The following is a 13727-nucleotide window of genomic DNA, read 5'->3' on the forward strand; positions in this document are numbered from 1 at the left end:
CCGCTCCGCGAGAACACGCGAATGCACGGTCCGGGTCATCCGGACCGTGCATTCGTGCGTTATCGCGAGGTGCGCCGGCGCGGCGTGAGCCGCACGGCCGGCAGCGGCGGGGCGGGCACGCGCTCATCGCCGTGCCCGACGACGTGCCCGAAGCGCGCCGCATCCGTCTCCCACGCCTCGCGGGCCTGCACGATCTCGTCGTGGCTGCGCCCGACGAAGTTCCACCACATGACGATGTCGGCCTCGAACGGCTCACCGCCCAGCACGAACACGCGTGCGTCGCTCTGAGCCTCGAGCTCGATGCCGTCGCGCCCGCGGCCGAGGTACAGCAGATGCCCGTCGGCGACCGGTTGCGCACCCTCCCCCTCGCGCACCGCGACGTCGCCCTCGACGCCCGCGATCGCGTACTCCCATTCCGGATGCAGCGGCAGCCGCACGCGCGTGCCAGCGGGCACGCGCACCTCGGCGCCGGCGATCGGCGTGTGCACGGTGGCCGGCGATGTCGCGCCGGCGAACTCGCCGAGCACGACCGTGGCCTCCGCGACGTCGCCCGTCACGGCGGGAAGCGGAACGACCGGGAGCCGCTCGTGCCGCTCGAACGCCGGACCGCCGTGCCGGCGGGCGTCGGGCAGCGCGACCCACAGCTGCAGTGCGTCAAGAGGGACCGGACCCTCGCCGACCGAGTACTCCGAGTGCGCGATGCCCGCGCCGCTGGTCATGAGGTTCAGCTGGCCGGGGCGCAGCACGATGTCGCTGCCGAGGGTGTCGCGGTGGCGGATCTCGCCGACGAGCGGCCACGTGACCGTCTGCAGCCCGATGTGCGGGTGCGGCTCCACGCGCATCCGCGCGTCCTGCGGGCCGAACCGATCCAGGAAGCACCACGCCCCCACCATCGGCAGCTCGCGCTGCGGCAGGCTGCGCCGCACCGACATGGCCCGCACGCCCCCGAGGGGCACGTCCCGCGCCTCGAGCAGCAGCATCCGCGGTCCGTCGTCGGAGGCGTGCCCGTCGACGGCCTCATCGGGCAGCAGGCCGCCGCCCGCCGTCGGGTCGTCGAGGCGTGTCATCACTGCTCTTCGTCGTCGTCGGGCCAGTCCACGACGAGCCCGGGCACCTCGTGCTCGCGGAGGTACTTCGCCACGAAGGGGCAGCGCGGCACGACCGTGTCGCCGCGGGAGGCGAGGTCGGTCAGCGCGCTGTTCGCGAGCACGGAGCCGAGTCCGCGGCCCCCGAAGGCGGGATCGATGACCGTATGCGGCAGGACGACGCGGCCCGGCGACACCTCGCGGAACAGCAGTCGCCCGGCGACGGTGCCGTCCACCGTGATCTCGTACTGGCGCTCCGCGTCGTTGCGCGTGACCGTGACCTCGTCCGACATGCCGTTCCCTTCGCCGTGCGTCCCTCCACCGTACGGCCGCCGCGGCGCCGGCGCACCCGCGGCCGGGTGTCGGCGGGGCGGGTTACCGTGGACGGGTGAGCACGCCCGACATCGACGACCCGTACGCCGGGCTGTCGTGGGACCCCGATGCGGATGCTCCGCCCGCGGACCCGTACGAGGACGTGCCGTGGGACCTCGATGCCGTGCCGCCCGCCGACGACCGCGCCGCCGCGGCGGCGGTCGCCACAGCCGTGCCCGCACTCGCGGCCGAGGCGCGTGACTTCACCGGCCGCGATCCCCGCGACGTGCTGCACGAGGTGTACGGGTACGACGCGTTCCGCGGCGACCAGGGCGACATCGTGTCGCACGTGGTCTCGGGCGGCGACGCGGTCGTGCTCATGCCCACCGGCGGCGGCAAGAGCGTCACGTACCAGGTGCCCGCGCTCGTGCGACCCGGCACGGGCCTGGTGGTGTCGCCCCTCATCGCGCTCATGCACGACCAGGTCGACGCGCTGGTGGCCAACGGCGTGCGCGCCGCGTACCTCAACTCGACGCAGACGCCCGACGAGCGCCGCGCGGTCGAGCAGGCCTACCTCGCCGGCACCCTCGACCTCCTCTACATCGCGCCCGAGCGCCTCAACGGCGCGCAGACGCTCGCGTTCCTCGCGAAGGGGCGCCTGAGCGTCATCGCCATCGACGAGGCCCACTGCGTGTCGCAGTGGGGTCACGACTTCCGACCCGACTACCTGGCGCTCGGCGACCTCGCCGACCGCTTCCCGGGCGTGCCGCGGATGGCCCTCACCGCCACCGCGACCCCCGCCACGGCCGCCGAGATCGTGGAGCGGCTGCGCCTGCCGGGCGCCCGGGCGTTCGTCGCGAGCTTCGACCGGCCGAACATCCAGTACCGCATCGAGCCCAAGGTCGACTCGCGCCGGCAGCTCGTGTCGTTCATCCGGTCGCAGCCCGAGGGCGCCGCGGGGATCGTCTACGCGCTCAGCCGCAAGAGCGTGGAGCAGACCGCGCAATACCTCGCGGCGCAGGGCGTCGACGCCCTGCCCTACCACGCGGGGCTCGACTCCTCCGTGCGCGCGGCCAACCAGTCCCGCTTCCTCCGCGAGGACGGCGTCGTGATGGTCGCCACGATCGCGTTCGGCATGGGCATCGACAAGCCCGACGTGCGCTTCGTCGCGCACATCGATCTGCCCAAGTCGGTCGAGGGCTACTACCAGGAGACCGGGCGCGCGGGGCGCGACGGCGATCCGGCCGTCGCGTGGATGGCCTACGGCCTGGGCGACGTCGTGCAGCAGCGGCGCATGATCGACCAGTCGCCGGGCGACCGCACGTACCGGATGCGCCTCGGCCAGCACCTCGACGCGATGCTCGCGCTGTGCGAGACGGTCGAGTGCCGACGGCAGAACCTGCTGGCGTACTTCGGCGAGCCGTCGGAGCGCTGCGGCAACTGCGACACGTGCCTGGAGTCGCCGGAGACGTGGGACGGACTGGTCGCGGCGCAGAAGCTGCTGTCGACGATCGTCCGGCTCCAGCGCGAGCGCGGCCAGGCGTACGGCGCGGGGCACCTCGTCGACATCCTGCGCGGTGCAAAGACCGACCGCATCGCTCAGCAGGGGCACGACCGGCTCGCCACGTACGGCATCGGCGCCGACCTGTCCGACCAGGACTGGCGCAGCGTCATCCGCCAGCTCCTCGCGCGCGGTCTGCTCGTCGCGCGGGGCGAATACGGCACCCTCGCCCTCACCGATGCGAGCGCGGGCGTGCTGCGCGGCGAGACCGCCGTGCCGCTGCGCCGCGACACCCTCGGCCGCGCCGGAGGCGGCGCGCGCGTGCGCAAGGCGCCCGCGACGGATGCGGTGGCCGCGGAGGATCGCGACCTCTTCGAAGCGCTGCGCGGCTGGCGCGCCGAGAAGGCGCGGGAGCAGGGGGTGCCGGCGTACATCGTGTTCGGCGACGCCACCCTCCGGGCGCTCGCCGCGGCGCGTCCGACGAGCCTCGCCGACCTCGACGGGATCACCGGCATCGGCGCGAAGAAGCGCGAGGCCTACGGTGACCGCATCCTCGCGGTGGTCGCGCAGCACTGACGCCGCTCCCGGACAGTGCCGCCACCGGAGCGCGCCACTACCGGACGGGGAGTCCTGTGGGCAACGTCTGGGCCCGATCTCCGCGCGTCGATAGGCTCGGGGCGCCGGGTGAGAGAGGGCCGCGATGACCGACGTCGATCTGGATCTGACGACGCTGACCACCGCACGCACGCGCGTGGACCGCGCGCTGCGCACCTTCGCGGAGGCGGGGAGCACCGCCGACGGGCTGGCCGAGCACACCGGCGACCGCCGTCTCGCCGGTCGCGTGCGCGACTTCGCCGGCAACTGGGACGACAACCGCGGCAAGCTCGAGGAGCAGCTCACGGCGGTGCGCGATCGGCTCCAGGCGATCGTCGACACCTACAGCGAGCTCGACGCCTCGATGGCCGCCGGCGTGGATGAGACGGGCGCGACGCCGTGAGCTCGGGCCTGAGGGCGGAGTTCGACGACCTCTTCGCGGGCCGACCCGATGAGCTGTCCGCCGGCGCGGCGGCGCTCCAGCGGACGGCCGATGCGATCGAGCGCGCCGCCGAAGGCCTGCGCGACCTCGTCGACGACCAGAGATCGCGGGCGACGGATGCGGCGCGCGACTCCGCGGTCGAGGCCGAGGCCGGGCTGCGGCGGGCCCACCGCCGGTACGACGGGGTCGCGGGGGCCCTCACGACGTTCGCGGTCGGGCTGGACGCGGTGCAGCGCGAGGCGCGGGCGACCATCGAGGAGGCGGACGCGGCGGCGGATCGCAGCGCCCGTCTCGCGGGGGAGATGTCCGATCTGCAGAACGACATCGTGCGCGCCGAGGCCACCGGTGCATCCACCACGACCCTTTCGACCGAGCTGACCGCGACGTCGAACGGCATCGCGGCGGCCGACCGCGGCGTGTCGCAGGCGCGGCAGACGCTGTGGGCCCTGCGCACGCGCCTCGGCGACGCGGTCGAGCGCGCGGTGAACGCGATCGAGACCGCGAACGAGCACGGCGCCGATTCGTGGGGCGACAACTGGAACCAGTTCTGGGGCGGCGTCGGCGACTTCTTCGAGATGCTCGGCGAGTGGGCCTCGACGGTGCCCGACGCCGTCGTGGCATCCCTCAAGGAGGCGCTGAGCGCCCTCGTCTCGACGCTGGTCGTGGCGCTCCTGCTGCTGATCGCGGCCCTCGTGCTCGGCTGGGTGGTCGCGACCGTCGGACTGCTCGGGCTCCTCGTCGTCCTGGCGGGCGTCGGCATCCTGCTGCTGGCGATGCTGATCGGCGAGGTGCTCCGCGGTCCTCGCCGCATCGACGACGACCGCACCTCGACGGCGCCCACGGGCGATCCGGAGAGGGATGCGGCGGCCGACGAGCGCGAGGCGCGCGACTACCAGGACCTGATGAAGCTGCTGAGCGATCAGGACAGCGCGAGCAGCGGCGGGGCGCACACGCAGATCGCGGTGGTCGCCGTGCGCGACGCCGACGGGAACGTGATCTCGTGGCGCGTGCAGCTGCCGAGCACGCAGCAGTGGAGCCCTTTCAACACCGGCGGTGCGCTCAACGACCTCCGAACGGATGTGATGCTGTCGATATTCCCGGGAGTCCCCACCCAGTACGAGGAGGCGGTGTGGGACGCGATGACGGAGGCCGGGGTGTTCGAGTCGGACGCGCCGATCATGTTCACCGGCTGGTCGCTCGGCGGGATGATGGCCGGTGATCTGGCCGCCGACCCGCGGGTCGCCGATCGCGTGCAGTCGGTGGTCACTGCGGGATCGGCGATCGACAAGCACTACAGCGACATCCCCGACGGGGTGCGTGTGACGCAGTTCAACAACGGCATCGACCCCGTTCACACGCTGGAGTTCGCCGGGCTCGATCCGATCGATGCGCTGCACTCGTACGACCCCGATTGGCAGACGTACCGGCCGTTGACGTGGCCCATGCACGACGCGACGATGTACGGCGCGCAGGCCGAGCACTATCTGCCCGAGCCCCGACCCGGCGACGGCATCTTCTTCGCCGAGCCGGGCGCCGGCAGCTACGAGGACGTCTACTACGCCACCTATCAGAGAGGCTCCTGACGCATGCGATTCGCGCGCTCGATCGGCTCCATCTTCGTCGCGGCGGCGGCGGTCGCCCTGCTGAGTGGCTGCGCCGCCGCCGACCCCGACGTCTCCGGGCTCCAAGCCGAGCTGAACGGCCTGCCCGGCGTCAACGGCTCGCAGGTCGTCGTGGAGCATCCCGGAGCGCCGTGGAACACGCGCATCGTCGTGAACATGTATCTCGACGACCCGTCTCAGGCGACCGTGGTCTCGGTCGTCGAGGCAGCGGCGCCGGCGCTGGCCGACGACGAGGCAGTGCGGCAGCACCCGGTCTCGATCTTCTTCGTCGACGGGCAGGTCGGCGATTTCCCGGCGGGGCCGAAGCCGTCGCGCACCATTCCGCTCTCGAACGACACGTACGCGGCGTTGGGGCTCACCCCCGCGGCGGGCAGGTCGCTCGAGCTGACTCCTGACGACCTCCGACGCCTGGCGGGCCGCGGGTGAGGCGTGCGCGCGCCGTCGGCACCGTTCGCCCCGGCGCCGAGCGTGCGGTGCCGCGGCTGTCGTTCCAGCTGCCGGGCACGTGGCTGGCTCTCGATCCGCGATCGCCCGCCGCGGCCACCGAGGTCGAGCGCGTGGTGCGCGACATCATCGGAGCGGCGGACGATGCGGCTCTCGCACGGCGCCGTCTAGGGGACAGCCTCGAGCGCGCGGTCGCCGCCGCTCGCGACGCCGATGCGCACGGGTTCTTCGCGTGCCTGGAGATCGCGCCCGGCATCCGCGTGCCGGCGAGCCTGACCGTGCACGCGCCGGCGCTCCTGCGGATGACCCCTGCCATCGGGACCTCGCCGGATGCGGTGCTCGGGGCGCTGCGGGCGAGCTTCGCCGAGCTCGGGGTCGAGGGCGTGGAGACCGCGACGAGGCTCGAGGGGCCGCGTGCGAGCATCCTGCGGCTCGAGCGTCTCGTGGCGGACGACGTGGAAGAGGGCGGGGAGAGGGCGACCGTCACCCGCCTCGAGGTCGAGTACTGGTTCGCCGTGCCCAGCTCGAAGCAGGTCGTGCTCGCCCTGTTCGTCTCGCCGCTCGGCGAACTGCGCCACGCGCTGCGCAACCTGTTCGATGCGGTCGCCCTCGCCGCGTGGTTCGGCCCCTGACGGCCTCCGTTCCCCCGCGCCGATGCACCCCGGATCGACGCACGAAGGGGCGGATCGGTGCGGCGGAGCGGGATCAGGGATGCAGCCGTGCGGGCTTGAGCATGCGGTCGACGGCGTTGCGGGGGCCGCGCACCGCGACGCCGACGAGATCGAGGTCGGCGCCGGCGACCGCGCGCACGGCCGCGCGATTGGCCGCGTCGTGGCCGGTCGAGAACAGGTCGGCGGTATAGACGGCCGGGACGATGCCCCGCTCGACCGCCTTGGCCCGGACGGTCTGCAGCACCGTCGCATCCGCGAGGTGGACGAGCACCGGCTGCCGCAGCATCGGCAGGTACGTCTGCCCATCGGCGTCCTCGTAGGGCTCGCCGACGAGCCCGGGCTCGCTCGTGGCGATGCCCGACAGCAGGAAGGCGGTGACGTTGAGCTCCTGCCACGGCGCGAGCCCCTCGCGCAGCACCACGGCCACCTTGGTGTCGAAACGCACGGTGTCGGACGGTGCGGGCTCGGAGGGCGCGGGGTCGGATGCGGCGGATGCGGCGCCGGTCGTGTCGGTCATCGTCCGAGCATCCGCCCGGCGCCCGCGCGCGGTCTTGTACGTTTCTTGCGTGGTCGATCGTGCGCACGCCGCGACGGTCGCGGTGCCGGGCATCCGAGAGGTGCTGCACGCGACGTTCCGCGACCACGCCTATCCGGCGCACACCCACGACGCGTGGACGCTCCTGCTGATCGACCGCGGCGCGGTGCGCTACGCGCTCGACCGCGGCGAGCACATCGCGGCGCCGGCGAGCCTCAGCCTGCTGCCCCCGCACATCCCGCACGACGGCCGGTCGGCGGTGACCGGCACCCCGTTCCGCAAGCGCGTGCTGTACCTCGACCCCGCGTGGCTCCCGGGTGAGCTCGCCGGAGCCGCCGCGTCCCGTCCGGCGCTGGACGCCGACGCCGTGGCCGCGGCACGGCGCGTGCACGCCGCGCTCGCCGCTCCGGGCGACGAGTTCGCCGCCGAGTCGGAGCTCGTGATGCTGCGCGGGCGCGTGCGTGCCCACCTGCGCGCGGACGCGGTCGCCGCCCGCCGCGACGATCCGCTCGCGCGCCGCCTGCGCGCGGTGCTGGACGAGCGCTATGCGGAACGGCTCATCGTGGCCGAGCTCGCGGTCGAGCTCCACGCCCACCCGAGCCACCTCATCCGCGCGTTCTCGCGCGCGTACGGGATGCCGCCGCACCGCTACGTCACGGGCCGCCGCGTCGATCTCGCCCGGCGGCTGCTCGTGGCGGGATCGCGCCCCGCGGAGGCCGCCGCATCCGCCGGGTTCCACGACCAGGCGCATCTGACGCGGCACTTCCGCGCGTTCCTCGGGACGACACCCGCCGCCTTCGTCGCCTGACCGGGTCGCACGGCGGGATGTGCGGAACGCACAACGCGCGGGGCGCACGGAGAGCCGTGGGGTTGTGCGAAGGCTCCAGCGGCTTTGGACGCGCGTTGTGGGACACCTACGGTTTCATCGACTCCTTCTGCAACGTCGAAAGGTGCTGTCATGACCGACGCCGCCGTCCGTCCCACCACGCCCGCCGCCTCGCGCCGCACCCCGGCCGGAGGAGCGCCGACCGCCCCCCACACCGCCGCCGAGGCATCCGAGGCCCGCATCGACGTGCCCGCCGTCACCGATGCCCTGCTGGGCACGTGGGGCCACATCCGCCGGCAGGCGCGCGAGATGATCAAGGACCCCGCCTTCTGGCGCGTCGACGGGCTGTCGATGGACGAGCACCGCGAGCGCGTGCTCAGCCAGCTCCACCTGCTCGTCGACAACAAGGCCGTGCACCGCGCCTTCCCGAAGCGCTTCGGCGGCGCCGAGGACAACGGCGGCAACATCGCCGGGTTCGAGGAGCTCGTGGCGGCCGACCCGAGCCTGCAGATCAAGTCGGGCGTGCAGTGGGGCCTGTTCGGGGCCGCCGTGCTGCAGCTGGGCACCGAGGAGCACCACGAGAAGTGGCTGCCGGGCATCATGAGCCTCGAGATCCCCGGCGCGTTCGCGATGACCGAGACCGGGCACGGCTCGGATGTCGCCGCCATCGGCACGACCGCGACGTACGACCCCGAGACCGAGGAGTTCGTCATCCACACGCCCTTCCGCGGCGCATGGAAGGACTACCTCGGCAACGCCGCCGTCCACGGCATCGCCGCGACCGTGTTCGCGCAGCTCATCACCAACGGCGTCAACCACGGCGTGCACTGCTTCTACGTCCCGATCCGCGACGAGAACGGCCAGTTCCTCCCCGGTGTCGGCGGCGAGGACGACGGCCTCAAGGGCGGGCTGAACGGCATCGACAACGGCCGCCTGCACTTCGACCACGTCCGCATCCCGCGCACGAACCTGCTCAACCGCTACGGCGACGTCGCCCCCGACGGCACCTACTCGAGCGACATCGCGAGCCCCGGCCGCCGCTTCTTCACGATGCTCGGCACGCTCGTGCAGGGGCGCATCTCGCTCGACGGCGCCGCCTCGTGGGCGTCGGCGCTCGCGCTGAAGATCGCGGTGACCTACGGCAACCAGCGCCGCCAGTTCGACTCCGGCAACGGCACGCCCGAAGTGGTGCTGCTGGACTACGGCAAGCACCAGCGGCGCCTGCTGACCCGCCTGTCCACGACGTACGCGCAGATCTTCGCGCACGACGAGTTCCTGCAGAAGTTCGACGGCGTCTTCGGCGGCACCGCCGACACCGACGCCGACCGCGAAGACCTCGAGACGCTCGCGGCGGCTCTGAAGCCCCTCTCGACGTGGCACGCGCTGGACACGCTCCAGGAGGCGCGCGAGGCGTGCGGCGGCAACGGCTTCCTCTTCGAGAACCGCCTCGTGGGCCTGCGTCAGGACCTCGACATCTACGTCACGTTCGAGGGCGACAACAACGTGCTCCTGCAGCTGGTGGGCAAGCGCCTGCTCGCCGACTACGCGAAGCAGTTCACGGGCAAGGACGCCAAGGCGCTCGCCGCGTTCGCGGTCGGCCAGACCGCAGGCAAGGTCTTCCACGGCGCGGGGCTGCGACAGCTCGGACAGGCCGTCGGCGACCTCGGCTCCACCGCCCGCTCGGTCGAGCGAGGGCTGCGCGCCGACCAGCAGCACGAGCTTCTCGCCGGCCGCGTGCAGCAGACGGTCGCCGACATCGCCGGGCGCCTCCGCCCCGCGAGCAAGCTGCCCCGCGAGGAGGCTGCCGCGCTGTTCAACCAGAACCAGGCCGAGCTCATCGAGGCCGCCCGCGCGCACGGCGAGCTGCTGCAGTGGGAGGCGTTCACGGATGCGGTGAACCGCACGCAGGACGCGGGCACGAAGCGCGTCCTCACGTGGCTGCGTGACCTGTTCGGCCTGCAGCTGATCGAGAAGCACCTCGCGTGGCACTTGATCAACGGGCGCCTCTCGACGCAGCGGGCGGCTGCGGTCTCGAGCTACATCGACCGGCTGTGCGCGCGGCTGCGCCCCCACGCGCAGGACCTCGTCGACGCGTTCGGCTACGAGCCGGACCACCTGCGAGCCCCGATCGCCTCGGGCGCGGAGCAGGCTCGCCAGGACGAGGCGAAGGCCTACTACGCCGAGCTCGAGGCATCCGGGAACGCCCCGATCCCCGAGAAGAAGGCGAAGTAGGCCGTCGCCGCCGCGCTGCGGCGTCGCGTCAGCCGCGGCGCAGCAGCGCGAGGCGCACGATCGCCAGCGCGAGGATCAGCACGCCGAACACGAGGAAGAGCCAGCCGTACCAGGCGGGCCCGCCCACCGCGAGGGCGACGATGCCGACGACGATCATGACGACGGCGAGGACGAGACCGATCCACAGCGACGCGCGCATGCGCTTGGGACCCAACGGCACGGTATGCATGGCTGCACGGTATCGGTCGCCGGCCGCGCGCGCGGCCGTTCGGCGCGCGACACGCCCGCGCCGTAGGGTGGGCCCGTGACGACGGATGCCGCGACCCGCGATGTGCGCGTCGGCCCCGACGGCCTCCCTCGCTGCGCGTGGGTCGGCGACGATCCGGAGTACCGCCGCTACCACGACGAGGAGTGGGGACGCCCGCTCCACGGCGACCGTGCCCTGTTCGAGAAGATGAGCCTCGAGGGGTTCCAGGCCGGGCTGTCGTGGATCACGATCCTCCGCAAGCGCCCGCGCTTCCGCGAGGTGTTCGCCGGCTTCGAGCCCGACGCGGTGGCGGCCTTCGGTCCGGAGGACGTCGAGCGCCTCCTGGCCGACCCCGGCACCATCCGCAACCGCGCCAAGATCGAGGCGACGATCGGCAACGCCGCGCTCGTCGCGGTGATGGCCGAGGGCGAGCTCGACGCCCTGCTGTGGTCGTTCGCGCCCGACCCGCCGCAGCACCGGCCGACGACGTTCGCGGACGTGCCCGCGGTGACGGCGGAGTCCACCGCGATGAGCAAGACCCTCCGTGCGCGCGGCTTCCGCTTCGTCGGGCCGACGACGATGTACGCGCTCATGCAGTCCGCCGGCATGGTGGACGACCACGTGGTCGGCTGCTGGCGCGCCGCGTGAGCCGCCGCATCCGGTGGCCGCGGCGCGTGCGCCGGCTCGACCCGGCGGCACGGTAGGCTGGAAGCACTGCGGAGCGATCCTGCTCCCTGCGTCGTCGAACGCACCGGCCCGTGCGGCCCTGACTTCCACGGCGAACGGATGCGTCACCCGACGCCTTCGCCACCTCTCTGCGGCAGCGTCCCGCTCGCCGCGACCGACCGCCGTGCGCGCGTGCGCCGGCAGGAGCTTCCCCCATGTCTCAGACCTTCGCCGATCTCGGCGTCCCCACCGCCCTCGCCGACGTGCTCGCCGCGCAGGGCAAGACCGAGCCCTTCCCGATCCAGGCCGACACGCTGCCCGACACCCTCGCCGGGCGCGACGTGCTCGGTCGCGGCAAGACCGGCTCGGGCAAGACCCTCGCCTTCTCCCTCCCCCTCGTCGCGCGGCTGGGCGCCCAGCGCTCGCCGCGCCGTGGTCGCAAGCCCCGGGCGCTCGTGCTCGCCCCCACGCGTGAGCTGGCTAACCAGATCGAGGCCGTCATCCAGCCGCTCGCCGCGGCATTCGGCCTGGTCACCACGACCGTCTACGGCGGCGTCTCGCAGAAGCGGCAGGTCGACGCCCTCACCGCGGGCGTCGACATCCTCGTCGCGTGCCCGGGGCGACTCGAGGACCTGATCGGCCAGGGCTTCGCGAGCCTCGCCGAGGTCGAGATCACGGTGCTCGACGAGGCCGACCACATGGCCGACCTCGGCTTCCTGCCCGTCGTGACGCGCCTGCTCGCCCGCACGCCCGAGGGCGGGCAGCGCCTGCTTTTCTCCGCGACGCTCGACAACGGCGTGGACAAGCTCGTGCGCCGGTTCCTGCGCAACGAGGTGCTGCACTCCGTCGACGAGGCGACCTCGCACGTCGCCGCGATGACCCACCACGTCTTCGAGGTGGCGGATGCCGACGCCAAGAAGCGACTCGTGCAGACCCTCGCGTCGGGCACGGCTCGCCGCATCCTGTTCACGCGCACGAAGCACCAGGCCAAGAAGCTCGCGAAGGCCCTGACGGCCGCGGGCATCCCCTCGGTCGACCTGCACGGCAACCTGTCGCAGCCGCAGCGCGACCGCAACCTCGCCGCGTTCGGCGACGGCTCGGCGAAGGTGCTCGTCGCGACCGACGTCGCCGCCCGCGGCGTGCACGTCGACGACGTCGCCCTCGTCGTGCACGTCGACCCGCCCGTCGAGCACAAGGCGTACCTGCACCGCTCCGGCCGCACCGCGCGCGCCGGCAGCGCGGGCGACGTCGTGACGGTCATGCTCCCCGAGCAGCGCCGCGACACGCGCGACATCCTCCGCAAGGCCGCGATCACCGTCGCCCCGACCCCGGTCACCGCGACCTCGCCCGAGGTGGCGGCGCTCGTCGGCGAGGTCGCGCCGTACGTCGCGCCCGCGCCGGTCGTCGCGCCGCAGCGCGGGGGCGGCACGTCGCAGGGGGCGAACGCGCAGCGCAAGCGCGCGGCGCGTGCCGAGTCGGGCGCCGCCCCGTCGCGTCCGGCCGGCCAGGGCCAGGGCCGTCGCCCTGGCGGCCGCGGCCGAGGCGCCGCATCCGCCGTCCAGGCCGAGGCCCAGGGCGCGCCGCAGCGCGCCGCCCACAACCCGCACGGCGCGCAGGGTGCGGGTCGTGCCGAAGGCTCCGGTCGCTCGCAGGGCGCCGGTCGTGGGCAGGGCGGCGGTCGCTCGCAGGGCGCCGGCCGCGGGCAGGGCGCCGGCCGCATGCAGGGCGCCGGTCGCACGCAGGGAGGCGCGCCGACCACCGGCATGGTCGTCGGCCGCAGCGCCCGCACGAACCGCCGCGCGCAGGGCTGAGCCCGGCCCGCGTCCGCCCGCCCCGACCGCGAGAACCCTTAGGCGGCGCGAGAGCACAGCACCACGCTGCGCTCTCGCGCCGCCGTTGTGCTTTCGCGGGCACGGAGCGGGCACGGAGCGGGCACGGGCACGGGCACGGGCGGAAACGGATGAGGTATCCGGTTCGGGAGTACGATGACGGTGTGGGTGCGATACGGGCGGATGCAGCGCGCAGCCGCGCGCGCATCCTCGAGGTGGCCCGGCGGCACGATGCCACGCGGCTGCGCCTGAACGACGTCGCCCGCGAGGCGGGGCTCGGCGTAGGCACGGTGTACCGGCACTTCCCGACGGTTCGCAGCCTCGTGGAGGCGCTCAGCATCGACTCGCTGCGCCGCCTCGGCGCCGCAGCGCACGACGCCGCCGCCGAACCCGATCCACTCGTCGCCCTCCGGCGCTTCGTCGACGACGCGCTCGCGCTGCAGCTCGCCGACCCTGGCCTGCAGGCCGTCCTCGTCGAGCTCGAGCGGGCCGACCCCGCGGTGCATACCGAGTGCAGCGCGGCGCGGGCGCAGGTCAACGCGGGTTACGCCGCGGTGCTCGCCCGGGCGCAGGCGGCCGGCGCCGTCCGCCCCAACCTCACCGCGACGCAGCTGCAGCGGCTCGTGTGCGGCGTCGAGCACGCCGTGCGCCTCGGCACGCCCGACGACCGCCCCGTGCTCCTCGACATCCTCATCGCCGGCATCCGGGCCTGAAAGGACCG

Annotated in this window: 14 protein-coding genes; 10 read left to right on the top strand and 4 right to left on the bottom strand. The window is 73.6% G+C overall.

Annotated features, from left to right (window positions below):
- Positions 1–59: 59 nt before the first annotated feature.
- The gene (locus EI169_RS01135; RefSeq protein WP_125130219.1) at positions 60–1067 is read right to left on the bottom strand and encodes a pirin family protein; all 1008 of its coding nucleotides are present in this window, start codon (positions 1065–1067) and stop codon (positions 60–62) included.
- Complete coding sequence (locus tag EI169_RS01140) at positions 1067–1378, bottom strand: GNAT family N-acetyltransferase (RefSeq protein WP_125130221.1); 312 nt, start codon at positions 1376–1378, stop codon at positions 1067–1069. The genes EI169_RS01135 and EI169_RS01140 overlap by 1 nt, the downstream gene beginning before the upstream one ends.
- Positions 1379–1473: 95 nt before the next feature.
- On the opposite strand from EI169_RS01140, the gene recQ reads away from it, so the two are divergent.
- From recQ to EI169_RS01165, 5 genes are all read left to right on the top strand, one after another.
- Positions 1474–3474: a DNA helicase RecQ gene (gene recQ / locus EI169_RS01145; RefSeq protein WP_240640523.1), complete on the top strand. Its 2001-nt coding sequence runs from the start codon at positions 1474–1476 to the stop codon at positions 3472–3474.
- Positions 3475–3598: 124 nt separating this feature from the next.
- Positions 3599–3895 carry a hypothetical protein gene (locus EI169_RS01150; protein ID WP_125130223.1) on the top strand — a complete coding sequence of 99 codons (297 nt, stop codon included), beginning with the start codon at positions 3599–3601 and terminating at the stop codon, positions 3893–3895.
- Positions 3892–5517: a hypothetical protein gene (locus EI169_RS01155; protein WP_125130225.1), complete on the top strand. Its 1626-nt coding sequence runs from the start codon at positions 3892–3894 to the stop codon at positions 5515–5517. Before EI169_RS01150 ends, EI169_RS01155 begins: the two co-directional genes overlap by 4 nt.
- Before the next feature lie 3 nt (positions 5518–5520).
- A complete protein-coding gene (locus EI169_RS01160; protein WP_125130227.1) occupies positions 5521–5982 on the top strand; it encodes a hypothetical protein in 462 nt (153 codons plus the stop codon).
- Positions 5979–6632: a hypothetical protein gene (locus tag EI169_RS01165; RefSeq protein ID WP_240640525.1), complete on the top strand. Its 654-nt coding sequence runs from the start codon at positions 5979–5981 to the stop codon at positions 6630–6632. The genes EI169_RS01160 and EI169_RS01165 overlap by 4 nt, the downstream gene beginning before the upstream one ends.
- 73 nt (positions 6633–6705) lie before the next feature.
- On the opposite strand, the gene EI169_RS01170 is transcribed toward EI169_RS01165, so the two are convergent.
- Positions 6706–7188, bottom strand: a complete 483-nt coding sequence (locus EI169_RS01170) for a DUF2000 domain-containing protein (protein ID WP_125130229.1) — start codon at positions 7186–7188, stop codon at positions 6706–6708.
- Between the two features lie 49 nt (positions 7189–7237).
- On the opposite strand from EI169_RS01170, the gene EI169_RS01175 reads away from it, so the two are divergent.
- The gene (locus EI169_RS01175) at positions 7238–8014 is read left to right on the top strand and encodes an AraC family transcriptional regulator (RefSeq protein ID WP_205783986.1); all 777 of its coding nucleotides are present in this window, start codon (positions 7238–7240) and stop codon (positions 8012–8014) included.
- 150 nt (positions 8015–8164) lie between these two features.
- Positions 8165–10264 carry an acyl-CoA dehydrogenase gene (locus tag EI169_RS01180; RefSeq protein ID WP_125130231.1) on the top strand — a complete coding sequence of 700 codons (2100 nt, stop codon included), beginning with the start codon at positions 8165–8167 and terminating at the stop codon, positions 10262–10264.
- A 28-nt stretch (positions 10265–10292) separates the two neighbouring features.
- Here EI169_RS01180 and EI169_RS01185 read toward each other — a convergent pair whose 3' ends face one another.
- The gene (locus tag EI169_RS01185; protein WP_125130233.1) at positions 10293–10493 is read right to left on the bottom strand and encodes a hypothetical protein; all 201 of its coding nucleotides are present in this window, start codon (positions 10491–10493) and stop codon (positions 10293–10295) included.
- Positions 10494–10568: 75 nt separating this feature from the next.
- Here EI169_RS01185 and EI169_RS01190 point away from each other — a divergent pair, with 75 nt between their 5' ends.
- The 3 genes from EI169_RS01190 (at position 10569) to EI169_RS01200 (ending at position 13719) form a co-directional block, all read left to right on the top strand.
- A complete protein-coding gene (locus tag EI169_RS01190; protein ID WP_125130235.1) occupies positions 10569–11159 on the top strand; it encodes a DNA-3-methyladenine glycosylase I in 591 nt (196 codons plus the stop codon).
- Between the two features lie 233 nt (positions 11160–11392).
- Positions 11393–12988, top strand: a complete 1596-nt coding sequence (locus EI169_RS01195; protein WP_125130237.1) for a DEAD/DEAH box helicase — start codon at positions 11393–11395, stop codon at positions 12986–12988.
- A 182-nt stretch (positions 12989–13170) separates the two neighbouring features.
- On the top strand, positions 13171–13719 hold the full coding sequence (locus EI169_RS01200; protein ID WP_125130239.1) for a helix-turn-helix domain-containing protein: 549 nt from the start codon (positions 13171–13173) through the stop codon (positions 13717–13719).
- The last annotated feature ends 8 nt before the right edge of the window (positions 13720–13727 follow it).

Origin of the sequence: Microbacterium sp. 10M-3C3 (genome assembly GCF_003931875.1) — a bacterium.
Taxonomy (GTDB): domain Bacteria; phylum Actinomycetota; class Actinomycetes; order Actinomycetales; family Microbacteriaceae; genus Microbacterium.

Excerpts from the sequence above, each read along its gene's own strand:
- EI169_RS01135 (WP_125130219.1), bottom strand. The coding sequence starts at position 1,067 with ATGACACGCCTCGACGACCCGACGGCGGGCGGCGGCCTGCTGCCCGAT.
- EI169_RS01140 (WP_125130221.1), bottom strand. The coding sequence starts at position 1,378 with ATGTCGGACGAGGTCACGGTCACGCGCAACGACGCGGAGCGCCAGTAC.
- EI169_RS01150 (WP_125130223.1), top strand. The coding sequence starts at position 3,599 with ATGACCGACGTCGATCTGGATCTGACGACGCTGACCACCGCACGCACG.
- EI169_RS01160 (WP_125130227.1), top strand. The coding sequence starts at position 5,521 with ATGCGATTCGCGCGCTCGATCGGCTCCATCTTCGTCGCGGCGGCGGCG.
- EI169_RS01170 (WP_125130229.1), bottom strand. The coding sequence starts at position 7,188 with ATGACCGACACGACCGGCGCCGCATCCGCCGCATCCGACCCCGCGCCC.
- EI169_RS01180 (WP_125130231.1), top strand. The coding sequence starts at position 8,165 with ATGACCGACGCCGCCGTCCGTCCCACCACGCCCGCCGCCTCGCGCCGC.
- EI169_RS01185 (WP_125130233.1), bottom strand. The coding sequence starts at position 10,493 with ATGCATACCGTGCCGTTGGGTCCCAAGCGCATGCGCGCGTCGCTGTGG.
- EI169_RS01195 (WP_125130237.1), top strand. The coding sequence starts at position 11,393 with ATGTCTCAGACCTTCGCCGATCTCGGCGTCCCCACCGCCCTCGCCGAC.